Source organism: Methylobacterium sp. AMS5 (assembly GCF_001542815.1).
GTDB lineage: Bacteria > Pseudomonadota > Alphaproteobacteria > Rhizobiales > Beijerinckiaceae > Methylobacterium.
On the sequence record NZ_CP006992.1, the window covers coordinates 3,065,518 to 3,091,223 of the forward strand.

Consider the following 25,706-nt stretch of genomic DNA (forward strand, 5'->3'; position numbering starts at 1 on the left):
AACCGCTCCCGCTCATTTAGCGACGGCCAAGTCGGTGTCGTAGCCGGCCGCGGCGAGGCAGTTGCGGCACTCGCCGGTCGTAAAGCGTGTCATCGTCCGTTTGCCCGCTCATTGCCCCCCAGAATCAACTGATGGGACACCCAGTCGTAGGGCTGCACGTACTCTCCGCGGGCAAGCTTCACGGCATCGTTCACCGCCTGGGCCCCCTGCAACGGCGCATCTTGAAGGACGCTGACCGACAAGTTGCCGCTCTTCACGGCCGCGATCCCGTCCGACGTTCCGTCGACGCCGCCGACCAGGACCTTGCCCGAGAGGCCGGCCGCTTTGAGGGCGGCCACCGCACCGAGGGCCATCTCGTCGTTGTTAGCCGCGATGGCGTCAAGCTTCAGGCCGCTGCGCAGCCACGCCGTTACCTGATCCTGCGCCTGCCGCCGGCTCCAATCGGCGCTCGCCTCCGCCAAGAGCTTTAGCCCTGGCCGTTGCCCGAGGATCTCCTTTACGCCGGCGGTGCGCTCCTGGGCGGCGTTTTCGCTGTCCTTTCCACGCAGGATGGCCACGTTGCCGCGATCCCCGAGACGCTGCGCAAGCATTCGCATCTGCACTCGGCCCGCTACGAGGTGGTTCGCGCTGACGATCGCCATTCTGTTGGTCACCGGACCGCTCGGTCGCCTGTTTACGAACACCACTGGAATCCCGGCCACTGCGGCCATCTCGGTGATCGTCCTGGCGCTGGCATCATCGACGGGCGTGACGATCAGGGCTGCCGGCTTTGCTTCAAGGGCTGCGCGAGCCTGGGTCACCTGGGTCTCGCCCTTGCCGGCCGCCTCCGCCACATCGACTGAGACGGAGAACTTGGAAGCGGCCGTGCTGATGACCGCGGACTGCAGACTATCCAGGAAACGGTCGCCCGCCTCCGGCATCAAGAAGGTCAGTCTCGTTTCGGCGGCGGCCGGCGCGGCCAGAGCGATCAGCAGCAGGGCGGCAGGCAGGGGTCTATTGAGTTGCTTCATGGCAAGCCTCGGCGGAAGTGTGAGCATCAGGCGGCACGTACGGTGTCGAGGAACGACTGCACCTGTCGGCGCAGCAGATCGGATTGCTGGGCGAGTTCACCCGAGGCGCATAGAACCTGCGCGGCGCCGGTCCCGGTTTCCTCGACGTTGCTCGCCACGCCGGAGATGTTGGCGGTTACCTCGCCGGTGCCGCTCGAGGCCTGGGCAATGGCCTGAACGATCTCGCGCGTCGCCGCCCCCTGCTCCTCGATGGCCGACGCGATGGCGGTTGCCGTCTCGTTGATCGAGCGGATCGAGGCGGAGATGCCGTCGATGGCCGTGGCGGTCCGGCCGGTGGAGGACTGGATCGCCTCGATCTTGGCGGTGATCTCGCGGGCCGAATGGGAGGTTTGGGTGGCGAGTTCCTTGACCTCCGCGGCCACGACCGCGAAGCCGCGGCCGGCTTCACCGGCCCGCGCCGCTTCGATCGTTGCGTTGAGTGCCAGCAGGTTGGTCTGGCCCGCAAGGCCGGCGATGGTGTCGACCACTTCGCCGATGCTGGCGGCCACGCCCGTCAGTTCGCGCACCAGCACGGTCATTCCCTCGGTCTCACGAACGGCGGCCTGCGACATCGCCGAGGAGCGCTCGACTTGGGCGCCGATCTCCGTCACCGAGGCATCAAGTTCCTCGGCAGCGCCCGCGATCGACTGGATGTTGACAGAGGCTTCCTCGGCCGCCGCGGAGACTGCCACGGCGCGCACGGATGTCGCTTCGGCCGACACCGAGAGGTGGCGGGCGGTCGTCTGCATCTGAACGGCCGCCGAGGACACGGACGTGACGATCCCCCCGACCGACTGATCGAACGCCTCCGCCAACTCGCGCATGGCGATCCGGCGCTGCGCCTCCGCCCCAGCGCGCTGGGCGGCCACTTCGGCCTCGAGAGCCTTGTTGCGGATAATGTTGTCCTTGAAGACTTGAACCGCGGCCGCCATCAGGCCGATCTCGTCGGAGCGGCGCTGATCGGGGACCTCAACGCCGATATCGTCATCCGCGAGCCGGCCCATCGCGACGGTCATGCGCCCGATCGGGTGGGAGATCGTCATCGTCAGAAGCCAGCCGGCCAGCGTGCAGAGCGTCAGCAGACAGGCCAAGGCCGAGACGATCCAGAAGCGGGCCGAGGCGCGGATCTCCTGGGCGGCGGCCGTGGCGATCTCGACCTCCTGTTGACGATAGGCCTGCACGGCCCGCACCGCGGTGTAGAAGTTGGCAGCCTCCGAGAGCATGTCACCCTGCAGCACAGCTGTTCCGGTCTCGCTCAGGCCGGCCCGGTCGAGGATGAGGATCTCCTCTTCGATCGCCAGGAAGTGCTGCCACGCGTTACGGAGGGTTTCGGCGAGCTGGGCCTCGCGCGGGCCCTCGATCATGGTTGCGTAATCGCCCCAGGCCTTCGAGAAGGCGATGCGGCTCTCCTCGGCTTCCCGCGCATAGGCGCTGCGCTGCGTCTCGCTCGGGCTGTAGTGCTGCAGCGCCGTCAGCGCACGGAGCTGCTGGCTGAGGCGGGCGAGGTCGCCCAGCAAGGTCACGGCCTCGACCTGACGGGCCAGCGCCGCGCCGATCGCCGAGACCTGATCGACCTTAATGATCGCGAAGCCGCCGGTCAGACCGGACAACACAACCAGGATCGCGAACGTACCGATGATTTTCGACGTGATGGATCGTAGATTGATCGAGCGAATTCTATGGCCGATCGGCATGGCGGCGAACCTTCAATGAGGGCGGGCCCGAATGGAGTTCGATTGTGGAAGGTCGGGGCGTTTGCGTTGGCGCGGGTCGCATTGCTGCGCTGGCCCCATGCCTCTCCCCGTCAGAACGTGACGCCGCTTTTGACGCCGAAGACGAGGATGTCGGTCCGTCCGGCGACGCCACCGGGACGGTTGATGAACTGGATGTTGGGCCGGACCACCACGTCGGGAGAGAGGGCAAGGCTGTAGAAGACTTCCAGCGCGCGCTCGTATCCGGGGATCGGGCGGGCGCCGCCGTCGAGCAGGTTGGCCGCCTGGAGGCTCTGCGCCAGGCCACGGCTGGCATGCGACTGGCCGATGCCGAAGCCGATCCAATCGAGCGGACGCGCAGCCCAGAAGCCTTTGTAGACGAAGCCGATGGTCTCCTGCCTGTCGATGAACGAGGTCGAGGAATTGGCCATCGTGACGCGGACGAAGGCGGAGAAGCTGCCCAACGGGTTGGCGGGGTTGGGACGGTAGAGTTCCTGTACGGCCACGCCGTAGAGGCCGCTGCGCTCGCGGTTCGCCACCGGCGCGCCTCCGACCACCGCCAGGGGCAGGCCTTCGCGGTTGAGGAAGAGGTCGGGCCCGCCTCCGGTCTGGTACCACGCACCGACCGTATAGCTGCCGGGATAGGAGAAGGGCGGGAGCGTCGGGAAGGCCGCGGCCTCGACGATGGCCAAGGCGCCCACGGCGCCGGACGGGTCGAAGTTGAAGCCGTTCTCGAGGTCGCGCGGATTGACCTGATACACGCCGGCCATCAGATAACCGGTGTCGGTGTTGCCGAGCCGCAGGCGGGCGGCATATTGCGAGACCGGCCAGTTGTACCAGTAGTTGCCGACGAGGTTGCCGGGCTGGTTGCCGCAGAAGGTGAGGTTCTGGAACTCGCAGGCGAAGCCGGCAAAGTCGGTGCTGACCGGCAGGCGGCCGAACTTGAGGTCGACGAACTCGCCGAAGCGCTGGGTGTAGGAGAGCTGGGTCAGGCGCGGGAACCGGCCGCGGCCGAAGATTTCCTCGGTCTGCTGGAGCACACCGAAGTGCTGGTCCGCGGTGAGGCCGCGGCCGAAGCGGTAGGTGAGAGCGACGTTGAAGGTGCCGCCGGCGAGTCCGGCGAGGCGATCCATGTCGACGGCGGAACGGACGGCGAGCTGCCCTGCGCCGCGCAGCGACTGGTAGGGGCCGCCCTGAACATTGGTCGAGGTCTGGTAGTCGAAGCTGCCGTCCATGCGGATGCCGGCACGGAAGAGATCGTCTCGCACACCGCCGAAATTGCCAAGCACGCCCCATTGCGGGGCGGCGCTCTGGGTGTCGAGGCTGCCGGCCGGGGCCGTGTTGACCCCGGCCGCCGTCGAGGGGCGCGCCAGGGGCAGGCCGGCGCCACCGAAGGCCGGTCGTGCGGGTCCGGAGAGGCGGCGGAGGCGCGGAATGGCCGAGAGGGTGGGGGGCTCGGCTCCGTGAGCCGAAGCCATCCCGCGTTCGGGGCCGGTTTGCGCGAGGGCAGGGATCTTCCCCGACGCGACGATGTGCGCCATCGCAAGCGAGAGCGACAGAATGAGCGGTCTTCCTGGCGGCGACATGGATTTCACAGGTCCGGAGAGGAGGCGATCGGCGCAGGAAACCTGCCGCATAGTCAACACTACTGCATTATTGCAAATACTGTCACTAACCCGGAATATATTGCGATCGATTGGTGGAACCAGATGAAGATGCAGCTGTTATTATTGAAAATGACCGGAAATCGAATGATTTTCTCTAATCTCTAAGCAAGCAAATTCGGACTATCATATATCAAATTAACAAATGATTGCCGTGCGCTAGGTCGCAGCGAATTCGAATCCAATTCTGAGCGTAAAATCGAACAACCTTAGATGCGATACGCATTATTAGGCCGTATCTGACAGGTCAGATTGCAATATTATATCCCAATTCGCAGTGAGACGAAGAAATACGACCAACCTCAGATTGCAATGCTGTCGGATTAGCTTCGCAGAGAAGGGTTAGCTCAGGCGACGCCTGGGCAATGGCTCACGGTGCCGGACGGGGCGCACGCCCGACGGCGTTGAGGTTGAGGGTCTTGCGTGTGCTGGCGGCGGCCTCTGCGGTGACGGGGCGCGCGCGTTTGCCCCAGCTGTTGCGGATGCAGACGTCATCCGAAAGCGGACCGTCGCAAAGCCACCCAACCCGGTCGTGCGGCTCTGGCTCATCAAGTGCCCGGAAGCGGACCTTCCGACCTTCTGCAAGGGATCGGGAGCAGTCCCCCTCATAACCGAGCTGATTGGGTTCTGACCCTATGACGATGGGCCTCGAAACGCAGTCTTACGACAACGCCGAGCCCCTGAACACGCCCGACCACATCGCGGCCAATCTCGATGCCGTGCTGGAAGACAACCATCCGGCGCTGCTCGCCCACGCGCTCGGTGACCTCGCGCGCGCCCGCGGAATCACACAGATCGCTCAGGACGTCGGCCGGTCGCGAGACCAACTCTATCGAACCCTGTCCGATGAAGCGAACCCGCAACTGGACACGCTCACGGATGTGATGAATTCGCTAAAGCATTGTCCCGAAAGGTGGTTGCCGGCTTTCGGAAAAAAGATGATGCGAAAACAAGAGCCAGGAGCATCGTCCTGGATCCGATATCCAGGACGATGCTTTAGGATCGCGCCTCAGCGTGCATCCGATCGAGGTGGAACGGTCGGCCTGAGCAAGGGCGCCACGAACTTCCTCACTCCCACTCGATCGTGCCGGGCGGCTTCGAGGTGATGTCGTAGGTCACCCGGTTGATGCCCTTCACCTCGTTGATGATCCGCGTCGCGACGCGGCCGAGGAAGGCCATGTCGAAGGGGTAGAAGTCGGCTGTCATGCCATCGACCGAGGTGACGGCGCGTAGCGCGCAAACGTGGTCGTAGGTGCGCCCGTCACCCATCACGCCGACGGTCTTGACCGGCAGGATCACCGCGAAGGCCTGCCAGATGGTGTCGTAGAGGCCGGCCTGCCGGATCTCGTCGAGATAGATCGCGTCGGCCTTGCGCAGGGCTTCCAGCTTCTCGCGGGTGATGACACCGGGGCAGCGGATGGCGAGGCCGGGGCCGGGGAAGGGATGGCGGCCGACGAACGCCTCGGGCAAGCCGAGTTCCTTGCCCAGCAGGCGAACCTCGTCCTTGAACAGCTCGCGCAGCGGCTCCACGAGCCGCATGTTCATCCGCTCGGGCAGACCGCCGACATTGTGGTGGCTCTTGATCGTCACGGACGGACCGCCGGAGAACGAGACGCTCTCGATCACGTCCGGGTAGAGCGTGCCCTGCGCGAGGAAGGCGGCGCCGCCGATCTTCTTGGCCTCGGCCTCGAACACGTCGATGAAGAGCCGGCCGATGGTCTTGCGCTTCACCTCGGGGTCGTCGACGCCTTCGAGCGCGCCGATGAACAGGTCCTGCGCCTGAACGTGGACGAGCGGGATGTTGTAGTGGTCGCGGAACAGGCGGACCACCTCGTCGCCCTCGCCGAGGCGCATCAGGCCGTGATCGACGAAGACGCAGGTGAGCTGGTCGCCGATCGCCTCGTGGATCAGCACCGCCGCGACCGAGGAATCGACGCCGCCGGAGAGGCCGCAGATCACCTTTTCCTTGCCGACCTGCTCGCGGATCTTGGCGATCGCCTCCTCGCGGTAGGTGCCCATGGTCCAGTCGCCGGAGCAGCCGGCGATGTCGCGCACGAAGTTGCGGATCAGCAGGGCGCCGTGCGGCGTATGGTGCACTTCCGGGTGGAATTGGACGGCGTAGTAGTGGCGCCCCTCGTCCGCCACCGCGGCGAAGGGCGCGTTGCGCGACATCGCGATGGTGGCAAAGCCATCCGGCAGCTTCGTCACCCGGTCGCCGTGGCTCATCCAGACCGGGTATTTCTCGCCCGCGTGCCAGACTCCCCGAAACAGCGGCGAGTCCGAGACGATCTCGACCTCGGCGCGGCCGAACTCGGCATGGTGGCCGCCCTCGACCTCGCCGCCGAGCTGGGCCGCCATGGTCTGCTGGCCATAGCAGATGCCGAAGACCGGCACGCCGGATTCGAAGATCTTCTGGGGGGCGCGCGGCGACAGGTCCGTCGTCACCGATTCCGGGCCTCCGGAGAGGATCACGCCTTTGGGCCGGTGCGCGTCGAAGGCGGCCTCGGCCTTCGTGAACGGCACGATCTCGCAATAGACGCCCTCCTCGCGCACGCGGCGGGCGATGAGCTGCGTCACCTGGGAGCCGAAATCGACGATCAGGATCTTGTCGTGGTGGGAGGTATCGATGGTCATGCTGCCTCGGGCCTTCTGCGATACCGGTTAGACGAGGCCTCGGAACGGCGCAACGCGCCTGGGGTCAGGAGGCACATGCGCCAGCGCTGACGTCGCCGCCGTTAATCTTACGTTCACGGTTTCGGGGCGAAACGGCACGCCCCTCGAAACGGACAGGAGCCATCCGACCATGAGAGCTGCCCTCTTCGGAATCGCCGTCACGATCGCAGGTTTCGGCGCCGCAGCGCCGGCCCAGGCCCTCCCCCTTTCCGGCGCCGCTCCGCTGACGGACGGATTGTTCCAGCAAGCTCAATACAGCCGCCGCGTCGTCCGCGGTCCGCGCTGCCGGACCGTCGTCACCAAGCGTCGTGGCCGGTTCGGCCGGGTGGTCGTCACCCGCGAGCGCCGCTGCTTCTGATCACGACGCCACACCGAGAACGATGAACGGCCCCCGGAGACGGGGGCCGTTTTCATTTTGAGTACCGCCATCGCGCGGAGACGATGTCCGGGCATCGTCCGCACCGGATGCGAAGCTGCGGTCTTGACCCTTCAGCCCGGTCGCCGCTGCGGAACTGGCTTTGCCTCGACAAGCCGTGGTCCCTTCAGCCGTCTCGCCGGGCCTCATCCGTGAAGGGGCGGTGGCTGACGGCTTCGGCTGCGACACCGATCACGGCACCGGCCAGGACATCGACGGGAAAATGCGCGCCGCGTACGATCTGGATGGCCGCGATGGCGGCCGCGGCGCCATAGGCCGGGGCTGCGGCGTTGGGATAGGCGCGCGCTACCGATCGAGCCACGGCAACACTCAGGGCTGCGTGCCCCGAGGGGAAGGATTGCCAGGGGCCGATGCCGGTCCCAGGCCGACCGCGCGCGTAGTGCCCCTCGTCCATGAACACGTTGGGACGGGTGCGGTGGACCGTCCGCTTGATCGTCGTCTTCACGAGGCTGGCCACAAGGCCGGCCGTGAGCATGTTGCGTCCCGCATGAGCGAGTCGGCGGTCACGGGCGACCATGCCGAGGGCCAGGGCCGTCGTCGACAACGCGAAGAGAGCCTGCCAACTGCCGATTTCGCTGGCCGATCCCATGGCCTGGATCGCCGGACGATCCTTCGCCCGCGCGAGCGAGAGACCGGATGCGACGTCGACCGCCTCGATCCCGACGGCCAATTGCGTGGCGCGGGCGCGGATCGAATGTCTCGGTGTCTTCGCAAGCATGGCCTTAAACGCCCGGGATCGGCAATGGTTCGCGGCACGTGACGCGCCCGCGAGCCGTCGCCGATGGGTGTCGGCGTGGGAGCGATCGTAAGCCGAGCGTTACGACTTCAGCAGGCCGTGGCCGCGCATCCAGGCCATGAACAGGGCAGGCCATGCCGCCGCGGGACTGCCCGGCACACCGAGCCCGAAGCCGTGGCCACCGCGCTCGAACAGATGCATCTCGGCGGGCACCTTCGCCGCCCGCAGCGCCGCGTACATCAAAAGCGGATGGTCGGTCACCGCGATCCGGTCGTCGGAGGCCTGGACCATGAAGACCGGCGGTGTGCGCTCGTTGACCTGCACCTCCACCGAGTAGGCCCGCCGCCGCGCATCGGGCGGGTCGTCGCCGACGAGCACCCGGCGGCTCGACATGGTTCGGTCGAACGGCGCCCGCATGGTGACGATCGGGTAGATCAGCCCGGCGAAGGAGGGGCGGGCGCTGAGGCCGTCCGCCTCGTCGGTGTCATCGTAGAGATCCTGCTCGGCATCGGTCGCGGTCACGCCCATCAGGTGGCCGCCCGCGGAGAAGCCGAGCACGCCGATCCGGTCGGGATCGAGGCCGTATTCCTCCGCCCGCCAGCGAACGAGGCGCATGGCCCGCTGCGCATCCTGCCGTGGCGCATCGGGGCCGTCGCGCCATTCCTCACTCGGCAGACGGTAGACCAGCACGAAGGCGGTGATGCCGGCGCGTGCCAGCCATTGCCCGACCGGCAGTCCCTCGTTGCCGATATCGATGCGCAGATAGCCGCCGCCCGCCGCGATCAGGATGCCGGCGCCGTTCGGGCGCTGCGGGCGGATCACGAGAAGACAGGGCCGCACCACGCCGGTGATGACGCCGGTCAGGGTCTCGTCGAATCGGTATTCCGAGCGGAACGGCCCGCCGCCGCCCGGCGGAAGGTCCGGCCACAGATCGATGATTTCGAGGTCGGAGCCGGGCGCGGATTTCGGCAGGGGCTGGACGACGTCACCGGTCTGCGGACGCACCGGAAGACGCAGGGCCGGCGGTACCTCCGCCCCCTGCGCCCGCGCCTCGGCCGCGGTCAGCACCGCCGCCGTCCCCGCGAGCAGGGCTCGCCGGTGCAACGTCATGGTCTCGGCCTCGCCGTCATCGAAACCCCCGCCGCGGCAATGCGCAGGAATCTCGTCCGTGGCGGCTGCCCCGGCCTGTCCCCCGCGCGGTTCCGGTGAACAACGGGATCAGCGCGCAACCGATCCGGCCGCGGATCAGCTTTTGCGTGTCATGGTCGCGACATAGAAACCGTCGGTGCCGGTGAGGGCAGGGCTCATCTGGATGCCGCGGGCCGTCTTACGGACCTTCTCGTCGAGACCGGGAACGGGCGCGAGATCGGTCGCCACGGGCCGGACCGCCCTGCTGCGCTGGAGCAATCCGTCGACGGCGGCGTCGTTCTCCTCGGGCAGGAGCGAGCAGGTGACGTAGACGAGAGTTCCACCGGGACGCAGCAGACGGGCCGCCCGGTCGAGCACCTCGGCCTGCTCGGCGAGCCGGCCGGCGAGGCTGCCCGGCCGCAGGCGCCACTTGGCATCGGGGTTGCGGCGCCACGTGCCGGTGCCGGTGCAGGGCGCATCGACCAGAACCCGATCGACCGTGCCGTCGAGATCGGCCATCACGTCGGCGCGCGCCTTGCCAGTGCGCGGCGTGCGCACCTCGACCTGCGCACCCGAGCGGCGCAGGCGCTCGTGGATCGGGGCGAGCCGGCGCGGGTCGGCATCGGTGGCAATGATGTGGGCGGCGTTGCCGGTGATCGCAGCGAGCGCCAGCGACTTGCCGCCGCCGCCCGCGCAGAGATCGACGATGGTCTCGCCCGGCTTCGCCCCGGCGAGCAGGCTCGCGATCTGCGAGCCCTCGTCCTGAATCTCGAACCCGCCCTCCAGAAACAGCGGATCGACATGGAGCGCCGGGCCGCGCCCATCCTCGCCGAGCGGGATGCGCAGTCCGAGGGCCGAGAGCGGCGTCGTCTCGGGCGAGAGGTCGGCCAAAGCCGCGAAGGCCTCTTCGCGGCTCTGCTTCAGGGTGTTGACGCGGATATCGAGCGGCGCCCGGCGGCCGAGCGCCCGCAGCTCGGGCAGCAGCGCCTCGCCGAGCAGCGCAGCCAGCGACGGCAGCACGAAGGCCGGTGCATCGCCCGCGACGTCCGGCGGCGCGTCGGCGAGGCTTCCCTCCGCCAGCCGCTTGCGCTCGTACTCGGTGAGGGGCGGGGGGGCGAAGCGTGCGCCGTCGAACAGCGAGGCGATGCTGGGTTCGGCCAGACCGCGCTGAAGGCGCAGCATGCCGATCACGATGGCCCGGCCGGTCTCCGCGCCCATGACCCAGGCGGCGGAGGCCCGGCGCCGCAGCCCATCATAGACGAGGCTCGCGATGGCCGCGCGGTCGCCGGAGCCGGCGTAGCGGTGGGCGAGCCCCCAATCCTTGAGGGCGTCGGCGGCCGGACGGCGACGCGCGGCGATGTCGTCGAGGATCTCGATGGCGGCGGAGAGGCGGGCGGAGGGGGTCAGGATCGGCTCCGGAAACGTTTCGTTAAACTTGCCGTCGTGCGGCCACGCTTGGACCCACAGCCCGACACGATAAGGCCGAGCTTCCGGCACTTTGGGCGTTCAGAACGGCACGATGGCCCTGTCCGTCAAGGACAAGTGAGAAAAGGACCCCTCGGATGCCGTCCGTAAGCCTGAGTTTGAAGCCTTTGGTGCGCGCGAGTCTGCTCGCGCTCACGCTCGCCGCCTGCTCCACCGCACCGGCCGCGCCCAGCCTCGATCCGGTGCCGCCGCCCGCCCGCCGGCCCGATGCCAAGACGCAACTCGAATACGGCAGCCCGCCCCCGCCGTCGCCCGGCCGGTACTGAAGAACGGCGCAAGCGGCGCCGATCAGGCCGCCTCGCGGGCGCGCCGGTGCTCGTAGGCCTTGAGGTGCGTCAGCACCCGGTCGAGCACCGGCGTCTCTACGCCCTTGGACCGGCCGCGCGCGATCAGGTCGCCGATGATGTGGTCGGCCTCGATGCGGGCGCCGCCCTCGATGTCGCGCAGCATCGAGGCGGTCATCGCCGAGCCCTCCGCCGTCAGCATCTTGCGGGCACCGGCAAAGACCTTCTCGCGGGCGGCGTTCCCGTTGGCGCCGGCCACCGCCTGGCACTCGTCGTGCAGCGCCTCGATGAAGGCCCGGCCGCCGGGCGCCGCGAGGATGTCGCCGAGCGCCGAGCGCATCAGCGTCGTCGATCCCGCGAGCGTCGCGAGGAAGACCCACTTCTCCCACATCTCCAGCAGGATCTTGTCGCTGGCACGCGGCTGGAACCGAACGCCTTCCATCTGCGCCTCGATGCGTTCGATCCGCTCGGAGCGCGTCCCGTCACGCTCGCCGTAGGTCAGCGTGTGCAGATCGGTCATCTGCCGGATCTCGCCGTCACCCGTCAGCGTCGCGACGATGGAACAGCTTCCCCCCAGCACCCGGTCGGCGCCGAACGCCTGATCCAGCACGTCGAGATGGCGCAGGCCGTTGAGGATCGGAAGCACCGCCGTCCCGGCGCCGACGGCCGGCGCCACATCCGCGACCACCGAGTCGAGGTCGTAGGCCTTGGCGGAGAGGAGGACGAGATCGAACGGTCCGGCCCCGGCGAGCGCGTCGGCCGTCACGGTCTTCGGCGCCTCGATGCGGATGTCGCCGACCGGGCTACGGACCGAGAGGCCCCGCGCCGCCAGCTTCTCGGCACGCGCCGGGCGCACCAGAAACGTCACGTCCCGCCCGGCCTCCACGAGCCGCGCCCCGAAATAGCCGCCCGTCGCGCCGGCTCCGACCACGAGAATCCGCATCGTCCTGCCTTTCCTGTTGCGTCCTCACATACGCCGAAGCCTCGCCGCCCGCACCCCGCCGGAGACGGGATGCGGCTGGTGATTTTCGAGACGGCGACGCGCCGCGCGCCACGATGGAATTGTAACGGTCCAACGGCTAAGCCTAGGTCCACCAGACGGCCCCTGCATTCCGCACCGGCGATTGCTGGCTTCCGCGGATTTCACCCATGCGCCCCCTGCCGACCCTCGCCGCTCTGGCGGCCGGACTACTTCCCGCCCTTGTCGCCCAGCCCGTCTCGGCCGCTGAACGTCAGCCTTTCGAAATCGTGAAGGGCTGGGAAGTCGAGCGGACAGTCGGTGATACCAGCGCCAATCCTTGCATCATGACCCATGCCTACGAGGACAAGGACGACAACAACGCTGCCAATGCCGTCGTCTTCGCCCTTCAGGGCTCCTCGGCCGCGCTTGTACTGGTCTATCAGGGCTGGGACTTCGACAAGGAGCAGGTGGTCAAGGTACCCCTCTTCCTCGACAAGAAGCCGATCAAGGTGAAGACGAGCTGGATCGGCGACGGGAAGACCTTGCGCACCCAGTTGCCGGACAGCGTCGTTCCCGATCTCCTCGCGGCCAAGACCGTGATCCTGCGCTTCGAGGACAGCGACGCGGATTTCCGGATCCCGGATTTCGCGGCGGGCTACGAGTCCCTGCGGCGCTGCGATGCCACGCCGGCCAAGTCCGCCGCGGTTGCCGCCCCGGCTGCCCCCGTCGAACCTCCTGCGCCGTCGCAGCAGCGAATCGCGGCCTACGTGATCGGGCTGTCGGTGCAGCGCGTGCTGAAGGAGTGCGACATCCCCACCACCGGCAAGCAGCGCGCCGGCGTGGAAGCCAGGATGGCCGCGCTCCAGCCGGAGATGGCACCGATCGAAGCGCAGGTGCGCAGCGAATTGAAGCGCAACGGCGAGTCCTGCCCGGCGGCTGACAGGCAGGCGGACTTCCAGGAGATCTTGCGGAAGTTCGTCGAGCTGAGCCCCGAAGACTTGGTCGCCGCCCTAGAGAAGCAGCCTGCTCCGGAAAAGAGCCCGAACGCCCCCGCCGATCCGAAGCTGTGAGGCCTCGCGACCGCGAATACGGGGCGGGGCTCAGAATGAGGGAGGGCCGATCCCGCTTCTCGGGAGAGGCTCTTCTTCGCTCCTACCCATAAAACGTTGTGAGGGACGCCCGCTTCGAGGCTGGTTGCGCCGACGGGCTGCGGCTAGGCTTAATCGGCCGGCTGGCCATCCTGCATTCCGCGGGCGGCGAGGGCCGGCCGTCCCCGCGGAGATGTCGCGTGCGCCTCTCACCCGTCACGGCAGCGATGCTGGCGACGCTCCTCGGCGGCCCGCTTGCCGCCGCGGACCGTGCGCCGGTCGAGACCGGGCGCGGATGGACGGTGGAGCGCCGTGGCGGCGAAACCGGCTCCCCCAGCTGCCGGACGACCCACACCGAGACGAATGCGCAGGGCGAACTCACCGGCCTCGTGATCGTCTCGATCGATCGCGGCGGGCTCACGCTCGCGGTCGCCGACCGGAACTGGGACTTCGCGGCGGGCGAGAGGTTCAGCGTGCCGGTTCTGCTCGACGGGAAGCCCGCCGGCGCGACGCTGATCTGGACCGGCGATGGCCAGATCCTGCGCACGGCGCTTCCGGAGACGATCGTACCGGCCCTCTTGGAGGCGCGGGCGCTGTCCCTGCGTTTCGCGGATGGTGACAGGGCGCTCGCGGCTCCCGATCTCGCGGCCGCTGTCGCCGCCCTGCGACGCTGCGCCGCGACCCCGCCGAACGGGCCAACGATTGCGGCCGAAGCGCCGCTGCCGCCTCGGGCACGAATGGCCACCTATACGGTGGGACTCGCCCTGCAGATCGTGCTGCGGTCCTGCGGCGTGACGGCCACCGATGCGCAGCGCGCCGCCGTCGATGCGAAGATGTCCGCGCTCCAGCCCGAAATGGCGCCCTACGAGGCGGCGATGCGGGCGCAGGTCACGAAGTCCCGCGGCTTCGCCTGCCCCACCGCTGACAAGGATGCGGAGTTTCAGGAGGCGCTGCGCCGGTTCATCACTTTGAGTCCGGACGAGTTCGCGACGGTGATCGACCAGCAGGCCGAGGCCGCACCGGCCACCTCGGCCGTGAAACCGTAGCGTGTTATCGAAGCGACTTCGCGCGGTTTGATCTACATCATTGAGCGGGCAGATCCAGTCGTGAGAGGCTTCGGTTGCACTGGCCGAAGTCGCCGCTCGAGTTCCGGAGCGTCGGCGGACCATCGCGGCCCGATGCATTCCTCCCAAGACTTTCTCTCCGCGGCCACCCCAGGCCTGCGGAGACTTTTTGCAGCCAGCGGGACTTTCGCGACCGAAATTGATATTTATTAAAATGCCAAACCGTGGATTGATCTACGTTTGCCGTCTCGCGGAGACCGACCATGGGGCGCATTCGTCCTCCGGACCCGACGGCAGCGCAGGACCGCGCCGTCGCAGCCACGCTCTGCGTGCTGGTTCTGCTGCAATGTCTGACGCTGATCGCAAGCCTGCTCTGGCTCTGAGTGTCTCTCGCAAACCGCCCGATACGCCGCATTGCCCGGAACGGAGGCGGTCGGTGAGCGGGAGTTTCATGAGGCACTCCGAATCCGGCGCCGCGCGATTCCCGAACGGAACCGCGCGGCCCCGTCATCAGCGGCTGGGATAGTTCGGGCTCTCGCGGGTGATCGTCACGTCGTGGACGTGGCTCTCGCGCAGACCGGCATTGGTGATGCGCACGAACTGCGCCCGCTCCTGGAAGTCCGGCACCGTCGGGGCGCCGACATAGCCCATCGCCGCGCGCAGCCCCCCGGCGAGCTGGTGCAGCACCGCCGCGACCGGGCCCTTGTAGGGCACCTGCCCCTCGATTCCCTCGGGCACGAGCTTGTGGGTATCGTTGACCTCGGCCTGAAAGTAGCGGTCGGCCGAGCCGCGCGCCATCGCGCCGACCGAGCCCATGCCGCGATAGCTCTTGTAGGAGCGGCCCTGGTAGAGGAACACCTCGCCCGGTGCCTCGTCGGTGCCCGCGAGCAGCGAGCCGAGCATCGCCACCGAGGCACCGGCCGCGATCGCCTTGGCGAGATCGCCCGAGAACTTGATGCCGCCGTCGGCGATCACCGGCACGTCGGCGCCATGCGCCGCCTCGACCGCTTCCATGAGCGCTGTGAGCTGGGGCACGCCGACGCCGGCGACGATGCGGGTGGTGCAGATCGAGCCCGGTCCGATGCCGACCTTGATCGCGTCGGCACCTGCATCGATCAGGGCGCGGGCACCCTCGGCGGTGGCGACGTTGCCGGCGATGATCTGCACGGCGTTGGAGAGCTGCTTCACCCGGGCGACGCTGTCGAGCACCTTGCGGGAATGGCCGTGGGCGGTGTCGACGACGACCACGTCGCAGCCCGCATCGATCAGGCGCTCGGCCCGCTCGAAGCCGGCATCGCCCGTGGTGGTCGCCGCCGCGACCCGCAGCCGCCCCTGCTCGTCCTTGACGGCATTGGGATAGGTAACCTGCTTCTCGATGTCCTTGACGGTGATGAGGCCGATGCAACGGTAGTGGTCATCGACCACGAGCAGCTTCTCGATGCGGAATTGATGCAGCAGCCGCTTGGCCTCGTCCTGCGTCACGCCCTCGCGCACGGTGATGAGCCGGTCGCGGGTCATGAGCTCGGCCACGGGCTGACCGGCATTGGTCGCGAAGCGCACGTCGCGGTTGGTCAGGATGCCGACGAGCTTGCCGCGCGAGCCGTTGGGGCCGCGCTCGACCACCGGGATACCGGAGATCCGGTTCCTCTTCATCACCTCGAAGGCGTCGGCGAGGGTCTCGTCGGGGTGGATGGTGATCGGGTTGAGCACCATGCCGGACTCGTACTTCTTGACGAGGCGGACCTGCTCGGCCTGCTCGGCCGGCTCGAGATTGCGGTGGATGACGCCGAGACCGCCGTTCTGGGCCATGGCGATGGCCATCGGCGCCTCGGTGACGGTGTCCATCGCCGAGGCGATGATCGGCATGTTGAGCCGGATCGTGCGGGTGAGGCGGCTGCCGATATCGACCTCGCCCGGCATAACCGACGAGGCGGCGGGGCGCAGCAGCACGTCGTCGAAGGTCAGGCCCTCGATGATCGAGTCAGCGCTGATACGGGCCATGGAAACCAACTCCGGAGACGAGTGTTGCGCCGGGCCGGAAGGTCGCGGCCAGCGGGATCGGGTTGGCAGGGGCCAGTATCATGGGCGCCCGGCGCACGCAAAGCCGGCGCGTCCATTCGCGGTGCATGGCTGACCGGCAATCCGCAGCGCCCGGCACGTCTCGTGGCGAACGGCAACACACCGTTAACCCTTACGTTCCAACATCCGGGCTCGCCGTCCGCGTCTCTTCGCGGGACCGGCCGGCTGGAGACGAGCCCCTCGCCATGATGTCGCGCGCCGAACGCAGCCCCCTCGCGGATTGGTGGTGGACGGTCGATCGCGGCCTTCTGGCCGGCCTCGGCTGCCTGATGGTGGCCGGTCTCGTCTTCCTGATGGGTGGCGGACCGCCGGTGGCCGAACGCATCGGCCTGCCGACCTTCTACTTCCTCAACCGGCAGGCGATGTATCTCGCCCCCACCATCCTGCTCATCATCGCCGTGTCGTTCCTGTCGGTGCGCCACATCCGGCGCTTCGCCCTGGTGACGTGGCTGCTCGGCGTGGTGCTCTGCATCCTCGCCGGCAAGTTCGGCCCCGAGATCAAGGGCGCACATCGCTGGATCCAGTTCGGCTCCTTCGGCCTCCAGCCCTCGGAATTCGTGAAGCCCGCCTTCGTGGTCGTCACCGCCTGGGCCTTCTCGGAGGGTGCCAACCGCCGCGACATGCCCGGCGTCATCTTCGCGTTCATGCTGCTGCCGATGACCATCGTGCCGCTGATCCTCCAGCCGGATTTCGGCCAGACCATGCTGATCACGATGGTGTGGTGCACCCTGTTCTTCGTCGCCGGGCTGCACTGGTTCTGGGTGGCGGGTCTCGGATTTGCCGGCATCGTCGGTGTCTTCACCGCCTACACCTTCCTCCACCACGTCCGCGAGCGCATCAACCGCTTCATGGATCCTGAATCGGGCGACAGTTTCCAAGAGGTCTGGTCGCGCGAATCGTTCAATTCCGGCGGCTGGTTCGGCACCGGCCCCGGTGAGGGCGTGGCCAAGCGCCATCTGCCCGACGCGCATACCGATTTCATCTTCTCGGTCACCGGCGAGGAATTCGGCGTGCTGGTCTGCCTGGGCCTCGTGGCACTCTTCGCCTACATCGTCATCCGCGGGCTGAAGCTCGCGCGCCGCACCGACGATACCTTCACGAGGCTCGCCATCACCGGTCTGACGACGCTCTTCGGCCTGCAGGCCTGCATCAACATGGCGGTGAACACGCAGCTCATGCCGGCCAAGGGCATGACTCTGCCGTTCGTCTCCTACGGCGGCTCCTCGCTGATCTCGCTGGCGCTCGGGATGGGCTTCCTCGTAGCGCTCACGCGCAAGCGCCCCCGCACCACGGCTGTCAACCAGCGCCCGCCCGGCACCATGCCCTCGGCCGTTCCGGGACTGATGCAGTGACCGTCTTCACCCCCCTGGTTCTCGTCTGCGCGGGTGGCACCGGCGGTCACCTGTTCCCGGCCCAGAGCCTCGCCTACGCCCTGAAGGATCGCGGGATTCGCGTCGCGCTCGCCACCGATGCCCGCGTCGATTCGATCGCGGGCGATTTCCCGGCGGAAGAGATCGTCACCATCGCCTCGGCGACACCTTCGGGCCGCTCGGTGCTGCGCCGGGCCGGCGCCGTCGTCACGCTCGGCCGAGGCTTCGGCCAGGCCGCCCGCGCCGTGCGGCGGCTCAACCCGGCGGCGGTCGTCGGCTTTGGCGGCTACCCCACCGTGCCGCCGATGCTGGCGGCGCAGCTTCTGCGGGTCCCGACCATCCTGCACGAGCAGAACGCGGTGATGGGCCGGGCCAACGGCTTCCTCGCCAAGGGCGCGCGCGTCATCGCCACCGGCTTCAAGGAGGTGCGCGGCGTCCCCGAGAAGGCGACCGCGCGCCGCGTCCATACCGGGAACCCGATCCGCCCCGCGGTGCTCGCCGTGGCCGAGACGCCCTATCCGTCCCTCGATGCGAACGCGCCGCTCCGGCTCCTCGTGTTCGGCGGCAGCCAGGGCGCCCGCGTGATGAGCGAGGTGGTGCCGGCAGCGATTGAAAAGCTGCCGCAAGACCTTCGCGCCCGCCTCCACCTCGTGCAGCAGGCGCGGCCCGAGGATCTGACCGCGACGCAGAACCGCTACCTCGCCATGGGGCTCGGCGGGATCGAGGCGGCCCCCTTCTTCAAGGATCTGCCCGGCCGCATGGCGAGCGCCCATCTCGTGGTGGCGCGCTCCGGCGCCTCGACGGTCTCCGAACTCGCCGCCATCGGCCGGCCCGCCATCCTCGTGCCGCTGCCCGGAGCGCTGGATCAGGATCAGGCGGCCAACGCCGCGACGCTGGCCCAGATCGGCGCCGCGCTCTCGATTCCGCAGAGCGCCTTCACTCCCGATCGGCTCGCCGCCGAGCTGGTGGATCTGTTCGAAGCACCGCGGAAATTGACCCAGGCCGCCGCTGCGGCCAAAACCGCCCGCATCCTCGACGCGGCCGACCGCCTCGCCGCGCTCGTCGCCGAGACGGCGGCCGCGACCTGAAATCAGCGGCAAGCCCGAACGGCTTGCCGCGTCCGGCCGACGGCCGCCCCGCACGCGCGGAGTTCGACGATCCGTGATCGTCGGATTCCGGAACGAGACGGCCGGGGCTCGTCAGTGCCCCGGACTCAAAAGGTTTTCGATATGAAGCTGCCCGAAAAGCTCGGCCCCATCCACTTCATCGGCATCGGCGGCATCGGCATGTCCGGCATCGCCGAGGTCATGGCCAATCTCGGCTATACGGTGCAGGGCTCGGACGCGAACGACAACGCCAATGTCCGGCGGCTGGCCGAGAACGGCATCCGCACCTTCGTCGGCCACCGGGCCGAGAACGTCGAGAACGCGGCCCTCGTCGTGGTCTCCACCGCGATCCGCCGCGACAACCCGGAGCTGATCGAAGCCCGCGAGCGCCGTCTGCCGGTGGTGCGCCGCGCCGAGATGCTGGCCGAGCTGATGCGCTTCAAGTCCTGCGTCGCGGTGGCCGGCACCCACGGCAAGACCACCACGACCTCGCTCGTCGCCACCCTGCTCGACGCCGGCAACCTCGACCCGACCGTCATCAACGGCGGCATCATCAACGCCTACGGCACCAATGCCCGCATGGGTGCCGGCGACTGGATGGTGGTCGAGGCCGACGAATCCGACGGCACTTTCCTCAAGCTGCCAGCGGATGTCGCCATCGTCACCAACATCGACCCCGAGCATCTCGACCATTTCGGCTCGTTCGAGGCGATCAAAGACGCCTTCCGGCGCTTCATCGACAACATCCCGTTCTACGGCTTTGCCGTGATGTGCATCGATCACCCGATCGTGCAGGATCTGGTCGGCCACATCGAGGACCGGCGCATCATCACCTACGGCGAGAACCCGCAGGCCGACGTGCGCCTCATCGACATCGATCTGAAGGGCGGCCAGAGCCGCTTCCGGGTGATGATCCGCGACCGCCGCCCCGGCTTCCGCATGGAGATCGAGGATCTCGTCCTGCCGATGCCCGGCCGCCACAACGCGCTCAACGCCACGGCAGCGCTGGCGGTGGCCCACGAACTCGGCGTGCCGTCGGACGCGATCCGCAAGGCGCTGGCCGGCTTCGGCGGCGTCAAGCGCCGCTTCACCCGCACGGGCGAGTGGAACGGCGCGACCATCTTCGACGATTACGGCCACCACCCGGTGGAGATCCAGGCGGTGCTGCGCGCGGCCCGCGCCTCGACCGACGGCCGGGTCATCGCCATCGTGCAGCCCCACCGCTACACCCGGCTTCAGTCGCTGTTCGAGGATTTCTGCACCTGCTTCAACGACGCCGACACGGTGATCGTCGCCCCGGTCTACGCGGCGGGCGAGGCACCGATCGAGGGTATCGACCGCGATTCGCTGATTGCCGGCCTGAAGGCCCGCGGCCACCGCGACGCGGTCGCCCTGGAGCGCCCGGAGGATCTGGCCCGCCTGGTGTCCGGCCGCGCCGGCTCGAACGACTACGTCGTGTGCCTGGGCGCCGGCACGATCACCCAATGGGCCTACGCGCTGCCGGGAGAGCTGGCGGCTTTGCAGGGATGACGCGGGTACGCCCGCCTCACGCGCCGGCCGCCTCGGGTGCCAGATCCTCGACATCGACGTCGAGGGCGCGCGCGAGCCGCTGGTAGAGGGCGGGCTCGGCCGTGACTCCACCCCGCTCGATCTCAGCCAGCAGGCTCGGCTCGACCGCGCAAAGTTGCGCGAGCACGTCGGCAGCAACGCCGCGCCGGCCCCGCCAGAAGGCAAGGGGGCTCGGCGCCCGGCGCAAGGCAGCCAAGTCGTCCTCGCTCAGCAATTCTTCCTCGTCAGCCGCCAGCCGGCGCTCGGAAGCGTCGAGCGTACGCGTATCGAGCATGTCCTCGGCCAACTCCCTCAGCCGCTCGAACTCGGCCTCGGGCAGGATGACGATCGCCTCGCCGGAGGGCGTGCGGGTCCGCACGATGGTCATGGTGCCTCTCCTACCCGTAGATCGAGCCCCTGGGACCGACCTCGTGGACAATGATCCGATCCGCTTCGATGGTGAAGAGCACCCGCCAATCCCCGACCCGCAGGCGGTATCGGTCGTCGCCACCCTTGAGGGCTTTGACGTTGTTGGAGAGTGCGGACGGATCGTCGGCGAGTTGACGAAGTTTGCCGCGAATCCATTCCTCGGTATTCCGCGGCATCCGACTCAAGGCGCGAGCGGCGGCGCGGGTGAAAACCAAGCTCCGTCCCACCGCGGTCCTCCGCCAGAATCGACAGATACGAGCGACAGGTTAGCATGACCGCGCACTCCCTCATCGACGCGATCCGCGCCGCCGCGCCCGAACTTCGCGGCCGCCTCCTCGAAAACCAGTCGCTCGCCGACCTGACGTGGTTCCGCGTCGGCGGGCCGGCGCAGGTGCTGTTCAGCCCGGCGGACGAGGAGGATCTGTCCGCCTTCCTCACCGCCCTCGATCCGTCCGTGCCGGTGACGGTGATCGGGCTTGGCTCGAACCTGATCGTGCGCGACGGCGGCATTCCCGGCGTGACGATCCGGCTCGGCGGCAAGGCTTTCGGCTCGGTCGAGATCGACGGCGAGACGATCCGCTCCGGCACGGCCGTGCCCGACATGCGGCTCGCCAAGGCGGCGGCGGAAGCCAGCCTCGACGGGCTCGCCTTCTTCCGCGGCATCCCCGGCTCCGTCGGCGGCGCGCTTCGGATGAATGCCGGAGCGCATGGCGGCGAGACCACCGACGTGCTGGTGGAGGTCCGCGGCATCGACCGGACGGGGGAGGTCCGCCGCTTCACCCATGCCGAGATGGGGTTCCGCTATCGCCACTCCTCGGCACCGGACGACGTGATCTTCACGGGCGCGACCTTCCGCGGCCGCCCCGGCAACCGCGAGGCGATCGAGGCGGAGATGGAGCGGGTGACCGCCGCCCGCGAGGCCGCCCAGCCGATCCGCGAGCGCACCGGCGGCTCGACCTTCAAGAATCCGGAGGGCGGCAAGGCCTGGCAGCTCATCGACGCCGCCGGCTGCCGCGGGCTGATCCTGGGCGGAGCCCAGGTCTCGGAGATGCACTGCAACTTCCTGATCAACCGCGGCGGCGCCACCGCCGCCGACATCGAGGGGCTCGGCGAGGAGGTACGCCGCCGGGTGCGCGAACATTCGGGCTTCGAGCTGCACTGGGAGATCAAGCGCATCGGCGTCGCGGCTTCGCTCGCCTGACGGACAGCCCGCGTCGAGACCGGAGGACGCATCGCTCATGGCTTCGATCGACCCCACAGCCCTGACCGAGCATCTCGGCAGGCTCGTCGATGACATCGCCGTTGAGGCCGACACCGCTCGGACGGGTGGCGACATCCTGCGCCTGCGCGACCGGCTCAACCGCGAGCGGGACGGCGTCACCATCGAGGATGGCATCGCGTTGCGCGGCAGCCGGCTCCTCGGTGAGGAGGCCTGATTGTCTCGCCAACACATCGTGCGCCCGTTGCGCTCAACCAGCCCTGAAAGGCTCTAGCCGATGTCCAAGCACGTCGCCGTCCTGATGGGCGGCTGGTCTTCCGAGCGGGAAATCTCGCTTCGCTCCGGCAATGCCTGCGCCGAGGCGCTGGAAGGGGAGGGGTATCGCGTCACCCGCGTCGATGTCGGGCCCGACATCGCCACGGTGCTGACCGAGCTGCGGCCCGATGTAGCGCTCAACGCGCTGCACGGCCCGGCCGGCGAGGACGGCACGATCCAGGGCCTCCTGGAGATCCTGAAGATCCCCTACACCCATTCCGGCGTGCTGGCCTCGGCGCTCGCCATGCACAAGGAGCGTGCCAAAACGGTCATGCGCGCGGCCGGTGTGAGCGTCCCTGAGGGCCGGGTCGTTAACCGTCATGATGCGGCGAAGTCACACCCGTTAACCCCTCCCTATGTCGTGAAGCCGATCGCCGAGGGCTCCTCGATGGGGGTCATCATCGTGCGCGAGGAGCGCTCGCACCCGCCCCAGATCCTGGCCTCCGACGAATGGGTCTACGGCGAGGAAGTCCTTGCGGAGACTTACGTTGCCGGCCGCGAGCTGACCTGCGCGGTGCTGGGCGACCGGGCCCTCGGAGTCACCGAGATCAAGCCCGTTTCGGGGGAGTGGTACGACTTCGATGCGAAGTACGCCGGAGGGGGGTCGATCCACGTCCTCCCCGCCGATCTTAAACTAAATATTTACCAGCGTGTCCAAGAGTTGGCGTTAACGGCGCATCAAGCACTGGGATGTCGTGGCGTCAGCCGTGCCGACCTTCGTTACGACGACACGCCGGGTGGAACCGGCGCTCTCGTCGTCCTCGAGGTCAATACGCAGCCAGGGATGACCCAGACGAGCCTTGTGCCGGAGATCGCGGCCCACGCAGGCCAGAGTTTCGGTGAACTCGTCCGATGGATGGTGGAGGACGCTTCTCTCAACCGCTGAACGCAGCCGGTAACCCCGGCAGCGGCGGGATCCTTGCGGGCTTACGGCTCCCGAAGATCCTCAGGCGGTTCTCGTCGGCGCGTCGGCTCCGGCCGGCGGTGCCGATCGAGGCACGCGTGCCGCGGCTCGCGGGCACGGCGCTGGTCGCCGGGCTTGCCGGCACCGTCGCGCTGACCGGCTTCGTCATGAGCGGACGCTACGATAGCTTCGTCGCCGAGAACGGCCGGCCGCTCGACATCGTCGCGCGGATCGCCGGCTTCGGCGTCGAACGGGTGACCATCACCGGTCTGTCGCGGATGTACGAGCGCGAGGTGCTGAGCACCGCCGGCATCGACTGGCGCTCCTCCGTGCCGTTCCTCGACGTCGATGGCGTGCGCGATCGTCTGCTCGCCGAGAAGCTGATCGCCAGCGCCTCCGTGCGGAAGCTCTACCCCAACGAGATCGTCATCAATCAGGTCGAGCGCGAGCCCGCCGCGCTCTGGCAGCAGAACGGCGAGATCCAGGTGATCGCCGCCGACGGCAAGGTGATCGATGACCTGCGCGACGAGCGTTACGTCAACCTGCCGCTCGTCGTCGGCGCGGGCGCCAACGAGCGCCTCAAGGAATATCTCGCGCTGATCGAGGCGGCCGGTCCGCTCGGATCGCGCATCCGCGCCGGCACCTACGTCTCCGGCCGGCGCTGGACGCTCAAGCTCGACGGCGTCGACATCCGCCTGCCCGAGGCCGACCCCGCCGACGCGCTCGCCCGGCTGGTGCGGCTCGAGCGGGAGAGCAAGATTCTGGAGAAGGACATCATCGCGGTGGACCTGCGCATGGCCGACCGCGTCGTGGTGCGCCTGACCGAGGAGGCTGCGGCCGCCCGGGCGGAGAGCCGCAAGAAGCCGAAGAAGGGGACCGCGACATGAGCGCGTTCCGCCCCGCCGCACTCTCCTCCGTGCCCTGTCGCGTATCCGCCGAGTAGCGTCCGATGCAGACCCATCACGGCCTCACGCCGCGCCTGAAACCGCTTTCCGCCCGTCGGAGCGCGACGATGTCGGTGCTCGACATCGGCACCAGCAAGGTCGTCTGCCTCATCGCCGAGCTGCAGCCGGCCGAGGCAATGTCGACGCTGCGCGGGCGCACCCATCTCGCCCGCATCATCGGCATCGGCCACCAGCGCTCGCTCGGGCTCAAGGGCGGCGCCATCGTCGATCTGGAGGCCGCCGAGGGCGCGATCCGTCAGGCGGTCCACGCCGCCGAGCGGATGGCCAAGGCCGAGGTCCAGTCGGTCATCGTCAACATTTCCGGCGGGCGCATCGCCTCGCAGCATTTCGAGGCGCGGGTGAACGTCCGCTCCGGCACCGTCACCGGCTCCGACGTCGAGCGGGTGCTGGAGACCGCGAGCGCCCACGGCGTCAGCCCCGGCCGGGCGGTGCTGCATGCCCTGCCGACCGGCTACGCGCTGGATGGGCAGGGCGCGGTGATCGACCCGTCCGGCATGATCGGCAACGCACTCGGCGTCGATCTTCACGTCGTCACCGCCGAGGCGGCCGCCGCGCGCAACCTGATGCTGGCGGTCGAGCACTGCCATCTCGGCGTCGATGCGGTGATCGCCACGCCCTACGCCGCCGGCCTCTCGGCGCTCGTGGACGACGAGGCCGAACTCGGCTGCGCCGTCGTGGATATGGGCGGCGGCACCACCAGCGTCGGCGTCTTCATGGGCGGCCACCTCGTCCATTGCGACGCCGTCGCGGTCGGCGGCCACCACGTCACCATGGATATCGCCCGCGGGCTCTCGACCCGCGTCTCCGTCGCCGAGCGGCTGAAGACCCTCTACGGCTCGGCCATCGCCACGGCCTCCGACGAGCGGGACATGATCGCCGTGCACGGCGTCGGCGAGGACGAGGGCGAGGCGCCCGGCCACGTGCCGCGCTCGCAGCTCGTGCGTATCGTCAAGCCGCGGGTCGAGGAGGTGCTCGAACTGGTGCGCGACCGCCTGCGCAACGCGGGCTTCGGCGCCCAGGCCGGTCGCCGGGTGGTGCTCACGGGCGGCGCGAGCCAGCTCGTCGGCATGCCGGAGACGGCCCGCCGCATCCTTCAGGGACAGGTCCGGATCGGGCGCCCGCTCGGCATCCGCGGCCTGCCGGAAGCCGCCAAGGGGCCCGCCTTCTCGGCCTCGGTCGGCCTGCTGGTCTACCCGCAGGTGGCGCATGCGGAGCATTTCGAGCCGCGGGGGCAGGGCGCCTTCGCCGGCACGGGAACGGACGGCTACTTCTCGCGGGTCGGTCGCTGGATCCGGGAAAGTTTCTAGGGCGATGTCGCGCGTCGGGTTTCCGGTTCGCGTGAAGACATCGCGATAAAACAACGACTTGGAGGCGTCCCCGACCCCACCGGACGGGGAACGGCTCCAACAGAACGACCCCGCGCCGCCGCGAGGCCAGCGCGGGACAAGCAAGACAGGGCAGGCGTCACAAGGCGTCGTTCAGGCAATCGAA

At 68.5% G+C, this 25,706-nt stretch carries 24 protein-coding genes; 13 read left to right on the forward strand and 11 right to left on the reverse strand.

Annotation, left to right across the window (positions count from 1 at the left end; all coding sequences use genetic code 11):
* Window positions 1–89: 89 nt before the first annotated feature.
* The 3 genes from Y590_RS13695 to Y590_RS13705 form a co-directional block, all read right to left on the reverse strand.
* The gene (locus Y590_RS13695) at window positions 90–1,037 is read right to left on the reverse strand and encodes a substrate-binding domain-containing protein (protein ID WP_083530852.1); all 948 of its coding nucleotides are present in this window, start codon (window positions 1,035–1,037) and stop codon (window positions 90–92) included.
* Window positions 1,037–2,743: a methyl-accepting chemotaxis protein gene (locus Y590_RS13700; RefSeq protein ID WP_060770332.1), complete on the reverse strand. Its 1,707-nt coding sequence runs from the start codon at window positions 2,741–2,743 to the stop codon at window positions 1,037–1,039. The genes Y590_RS13695 and Y590_RS13700 overlap by 1 nt, the downstream gene beginning before the upstream one ends.
* A 110-nt stretch (window positions 2,744–2,853) precedes the next feature.
* Window positions 2,854–4,239 (reverse strand): carbohydrate porin, encoded by a 1,386-nt coding sequence (locus Y590_RS13705; protein ID WP_158509749.1) that lies wholly within the window; start codon window positions 4,237–4,239, stop codon window positions 2,854–2,856.
* Between the two features lie 821 nt (window positions 4,240–5,060).
* Here Y590_RS13705 and Y590_RS25755 point away from each other — a divergent pair.
* On the forward strand, window positions 5,061–5,531 hold the full coding sequence (locus Y590_RS25755) for an addiction module antidote protein (RefSeq protein ID WP_286161741.1): 471 nt from the start codon (window positions 5,061–5,063) through the stop codon (window positions 5,529–5,531).
* On the opposite strand, the gene guaA is transcribed toward Y590_RS25755, so the two are convergent.
* Complete coding sequence (guaA, locus tag Y590_RS13715; RefSeq protein ID WP_060770335.1) at window positions 5,494–7,059, reverse strand: glutamine-hydrolyzing GMP synthase; 1,566 nt, start codon at window positions 7,057–7,059, stop codon at window positions 5,494–5,496. The two genes, Y590_RS25755 and guaA, sit on opposite strands and share 38 nt — an antisense overlap.
* Before the next feature lie 169 nt (window positions 7,060–7,228).
* Between guaA and Y590_RS13720 the strand changes: the two genes are divergently transcribed.
* Complete coding sequence (locus tag Y590_RS13720; protein ID WP_060770336.1) at window positions 7,229–7,456, forward strand: hypothetical protein; 228 nt, start codon at window positions 7,229–7,231, stop codon at window positions 7,454–7,456.
* A gap of 184 nt (window positions 7,457–7,640) precedes the next feature.
* Here Y590_RS13720 and Y590_RS13725 read toward each other — a convergent pair whose 3' ends face one another.
* The 3 genes from Y590_RS13725 to Y590_RS13735 all read right to left on the reverse strand — a co-directional run bounded on the left by Y590_RS13725 (window position 7,641) and on the right by Y590_RS13735 (window position 10,865).
* Window positions 7,641–8,252: a phosphatase PAP2 family protein gene (locus Y590_RS13725; RefSeq protein WP_060770337.1), complete on the reverse strand. Its 612-nt coding sequence runs from the start codon at window positions 8,250–8,252 to the stop codon at window positions 7,641–7,643.
* 99 nt (window positions 8,253–8,351) lie between these two features.
* On the reverse strand, window positions 8,352–9,380 hold the full coding sequence (locus Y590_RS13730) for an alpha/beta hydrolase (protein ID WP_060770338.1): 1,029 nt from the start codon (window positions 9,378–9,380) through the stop codon (window positions 8,352–8,354).
* 135 nt (window positions 9,381–9,515) lie between these two features.
* Complete coding sequence (locus tag Y590_RS13735) at window positions 9,516–10,865, reverse strand: RsmB/NOP family class I SAM-dependent RNA methyltransferase (protein ID WP_060772294.1); 1,350 nt, start codon at window positions 10,863–10,865, stop codon at window positions 9,516–9,518.
* Between the two features lie 95 nt (window positions 10,866–10,960).
* On the opposite strand from Y590_RS13735, the gene Y590_RS13740 reads away from it, so the two are divergent.
* Window positions 10,961–11,149, forward strand: a complete 189-nt coding sequence (locus Y590_RS13740) for a hypothetical protein (protein ID WP_060770339.1) — start codon at window positions 10,961–10,963, stop codon at window positions 11,147–11,149.
* A 22-nt stretch (window positions 11,150–11,171) separates the two neighbouring features.
* On the opposite strand, the gene panE is transcribed toward Y590_RS13740, so the two are convergent.
* Complete coding sequence (gene panE, locus Y590_RS13745; RefSeq protein ID WP_060770340.1) at window positions 11,172–12,110, reverse strand: 2-dehydropantoate 2-reductase; 939 nt, start codon at window positions 12,108–12,110, stop codon at window positions 11,172–11,174.
* Between the two features lie 206 nt (window positions 12,111–12,316).
* On the opposite strand from panE, the gene Y590_RS13750 reads away from it, so the two are divergent.
* Together Y590_RS13750 and Y590_RS13755 are read left to right on the forward strand one after the other, a co-directional pair.
* Window positions 12,317–13,198, forward strand: coding sequence for a hypothetical protein (locus tag Y590_RS13750; protein WP_060770341.1), 882 nt, complete (start codon window positions 12,317–12,319; stop codon window positions 13,196–13,198).
* 218 nt (window positions 13,199–13,416) lie between these two features.
* Window positions 13,417–14,262, forward strand: a complete 846-nt coding sequence (locus Y590_RS13755) for a hypothetical protein (RefSeq protein WP_060770342.1) — start codon at window positions 13,417–13,419, stop codon at window positions 14,260–14,262.
* 528 nt (window positions 14,263–14,790) lie between these two features.
* On the opposite strand, the gene guaB is transcribed toward Y590_RS13755, so the two are convergent.
* On the reverse strand, window positions 14,791–16,281 hold the full coding sequence (guaB, locus tag Y590_RS13760; protein WP_060770343.1) for an IMP dehydrogenase: 1,491 nt from the start codon (window positions 16,279–16,281) through the stop codon (window positions 14,791–14,793).
* A 263-nt stretch (window positions 16,282–16,544) separates the two neighbouring features.
* Between guaB and Y590_RS13765 the strand changes: the two genes are divergently transcribed.
* The 3 genes from Y590_RS13765 to murC all read left to right on the forward strand — a co-directional run bounded on the left by Y590_RS13765 (window position 16,545) and on the right by murC (window position 20,365).
* Window positions 16,545–17,711, forward strand: a complete 1,167-nt coding sequence (locus tag Y590_RS13765; RefSeq protein WP_060770344.1) for an FtsW/RodA/SpoVE family cell cycle protein — start codon at window positions 16,545–16,547, stop codon at window positions 17,709–17,711.
* Window positions 17,708–18,817, forward strand: coding sequence for an undecaprenyldiphospho-muramoylpentapeptide beta-N-acetylglucosaminyltransferase (gene murG / locus Y590_RS13770; RefSeq protein WP_060770345.1), 1,110 nt, complete (start codon window positions 17,708–17,710; stop codon window positions 18,815–18,817). Before Y590_RS13765 ends, murG begins: the two co-directional genes overlap by 4 nt.
* A 141-nt stretch (window positions 18,818–18,958) precedes the next feature.
* A complete protein-coding gene (gene murC, locus Y590_RS13775) occupies window positions 18,959–20,365 on the forward strand; it encodes a UDP-N-acetylmuramate--L-alanine ligase (RefSeq protein WP_060770346.1) in 1,407 nt (468 codons plus the stop codon).
* A gap of 16 nt (window positions 20,366–20,381) precedes the next feature.
* Here murC and Y590_RS13780 read toward each other — a convergent pair whose 3' ends face one another.
* Entirely contained in the window at window positions 20,382–20,771 is a 390-nt protein-coding gene (locus Y590_RS13780) for a helix-turn-helix domain-containing protein (protein ID WP_060770347.1), read from the reverse strand.
* A 10-nt stretch (window positions 20,772–20,781) separates the two neighbouring features.
* Window positions 20,782–21,039 carry a type II toxin-antitoxin system RelE family toxin gene (locus tag Y590_RS13785; protein WP_076643450.1) on the reverse strand — a complete coding sequence of 86 codons (258 nt, stop codon included), beginning with the start codon at window positions 21,037–21,039 and terminating at the stop codon, window positions 20,782–20,784.
* Between the two features lie 44 nt (window positions 21,040–21,083).
* On the opposite strand from Y590_RS13785, the gene murB reads away from it, so the two are divergent.
* The 5 genes from murB (at window position 21,084) to ftsA (ending at window position 25,522) form a co-directional block, all read left to right on the forward strand.
* Entirely contained in the window at window positions 21,084–22,013 is a 930-nt protein-coding gene (gene murB, locus Y590_RS13790) for a UDP-N-acetylmuramate dehydrogenase (RefSeq protein WP_060770348.1), read from the forward strand.
* Between the two features lie 37 nt (window positions 22,014–22,050).
* Window positions 22,051–22,248, forward strand: a complete 198-nt coding sequence (locus tag Y590_RS13795; protein WP_060770349.1) for a hypothetical protein — start codon at window positions 22,051–22,053, stop codon at window positions 22,246–22,248.
* Between the two features lie 60 nt (window positions 22,249–22,308).
* Complete coding sequence (locus tag Y590_RS13800; protein ID WP_060770350.1) at window positions 22,309–23,232, forward strand: D-alanine--D-alanine ligase; 924 nt, start codon at window positions 22,309–22,311, stop codon at window positions 23,230–23,232.
* Complete coding sequence (locus Y590_RS13805) at window positions 23,199–24,137, forward strand: cell division protein FtsQ/DivIB (RefSeq protein WP_060770351.1); 939 nt, start codon at window positions 23,199–23,201, stop codon at window positions 24,135–24,137. Before Y590_RS13800 ends, Y590_RS13805 begins: the two co-directional genes overlap by 34 nt.
* 62 nt (window positions 24,138–24,199) lie before the next feature.
* Window positions 24,200–25,522 carry a cell division protein FtsA gene (gene ftsA / locus Y590_RS13810; RefSeq protein WP_003602496.1) on the forward strand — a complete coding sequence of 441 codons (1,323 nt, stop codon included), beginning with the start codon at window positions 24,200–24,202 and terminating at the stop codon, window positions 25,520–25,522.
* The last annotated feature ends 184 nt before the right edge of the window (window positions 25,523–25,706 follow it).

Excerpts from the sequence above, each read along its gene's own strand:
- Y590_RS13695 (WP_083530852.1), bottom strand. The coding sequence starts at position 1,037 with ATGCTCACACTTCCGCCGAGGCTTGCCATGAAGCAACTCAATAGACCC.
- Y590_RS13700 (WP_060770332.1), bottom strand. The coding sequence starts at position 2,743 with ATGCCGATCGGCCATAGAATTCGCTCGATCAATCTACGATCCATCACG.
- Y590_RS13705 (WP_158509749.1), bottom strand. The coding sequence starts at position 4,239 with ATGGCTTCGGCTCACGGAGCCGAGCCCCCCACCCTCTCGGCCATTCCG.
- Y590_RS25755 (WP_286161741.1), top strand. The coding sequence starts at position 5,061 with ATGACGATGGGCCTCGAAACGCAGTCTTACGACAACGCCGAGCCCCTG.
- guaA (WP_060770335.1), bottom strand. The coding sequence starts at position 7,059 with ATGACCATCGATACCTCCCACCACGACAAGATCCTGATCGTCGATTTC.
- Y590_RS13720 (WP_060770336.1), top strand. The coding sequence starts at position 7,229 with ATGAGAGCTGCCCTCTTCGGAATCGCCGTCACGATCGCAGGTTTCGGC.
- Y590_RS13725 (WP_060770337.1), bottom strand. The coding sequence starts at position 8,252 with ATGCTTGCGAAGACACCGAGACATTCGATCCGCGCCCGCGCCACGCAA.
- Y590_RS13730 (WP_060770338.1), bottom strand. The coding sequence starts at position 9,380 with ATGACGTTGCACCGGCGAGCCCTGCTCGCGGGGACGGCGGCGGTGCTG.
- Y590_RS13740 (WP_060770339.1), top strand. The coding sequence starts at position 10,961 with ATGCCGTCCGTAAGCCTGAGTTTGAAGCCTTTGGTGCGCGCGAGTCTG.
- panE (WP_060770340.1), bottom strand. The coding sequence starts at position 12,110 with ATGCGGATTCTCGTGGTCGGAGCCGGCGCGACGGGCGGCTATTTCGGG.
- Y590_RS13750 (WP_060770341.1), top strand. The coding sequence starts at position 12,317 with ATGCGCCCCCTGCCGACCCTCGCCGCTCTGGCGGCCGGACTACTTCCC.
- guaB (WP_060770343.1), bottom strand. The coding sequence starts at position 16,281 with ATGGCCCGTATCAGCGCTGACTCGATCATCGAGGGCCTGACCTTCGAC.
- Y590_RS13765 (WP_060770344.1), top strand. The coding sequence starts at position 16,545 with ATGATGTCGCGCGCCGAACGCAGCCCCCTCGCGGATTGGTGGTGGACG.
- murC (WP_060770346.1), top strand. The coding sequence starts at position 18,959 with ATGAAGCTGCCCGAAAAGCTCGGCCCCATCCACTTCATCGGCATCGGC.
- Y590_RS13780 (WP_060770347.1), bottom strand. The coding sequence starts at position 20,771 with ATGACCATCGTGCGGACCCGCACGCCCTCCGGCGAGGCGATCGTCATC.
- murB (WP_060770348.1), top strand. The coding sequence starts at position 21,084 with ATGACCGCGCACTCCCTCATCGACGCGATCCGCGCCGCCGCGCCCGAA.
- Y590_RS13795 (WP_060770349.1), top strand. The coding sequence starts at position 22,051 with ATGGCTTCGATCGACCCCACAGCCCTGACCGAGCATCTCGGCAGGCTC.
- Y590_RS13800 (WP_060770350.1), top strand. The coding sequence starts at position 22,309 with ATGTCCAAGCACGTCGCCGTCCTGATGGGCGGCTGGTCTTCCGAGCGG.
- Y590_RS13805 (WP_060770351.1), top strand. The coding sequence starts at position 23,199 with ATGGATGGTGGAGGACGCTTCTCTCAACCGCTGAACGCAGCCGGTAAC.
- ftsA (WP_003602496.1), top strand. The coding sequence starts at position 24,200 with ATGCAGACCCATCACGGCCTCACGCCGCGCCTGAAACCGCTTTCCGCC.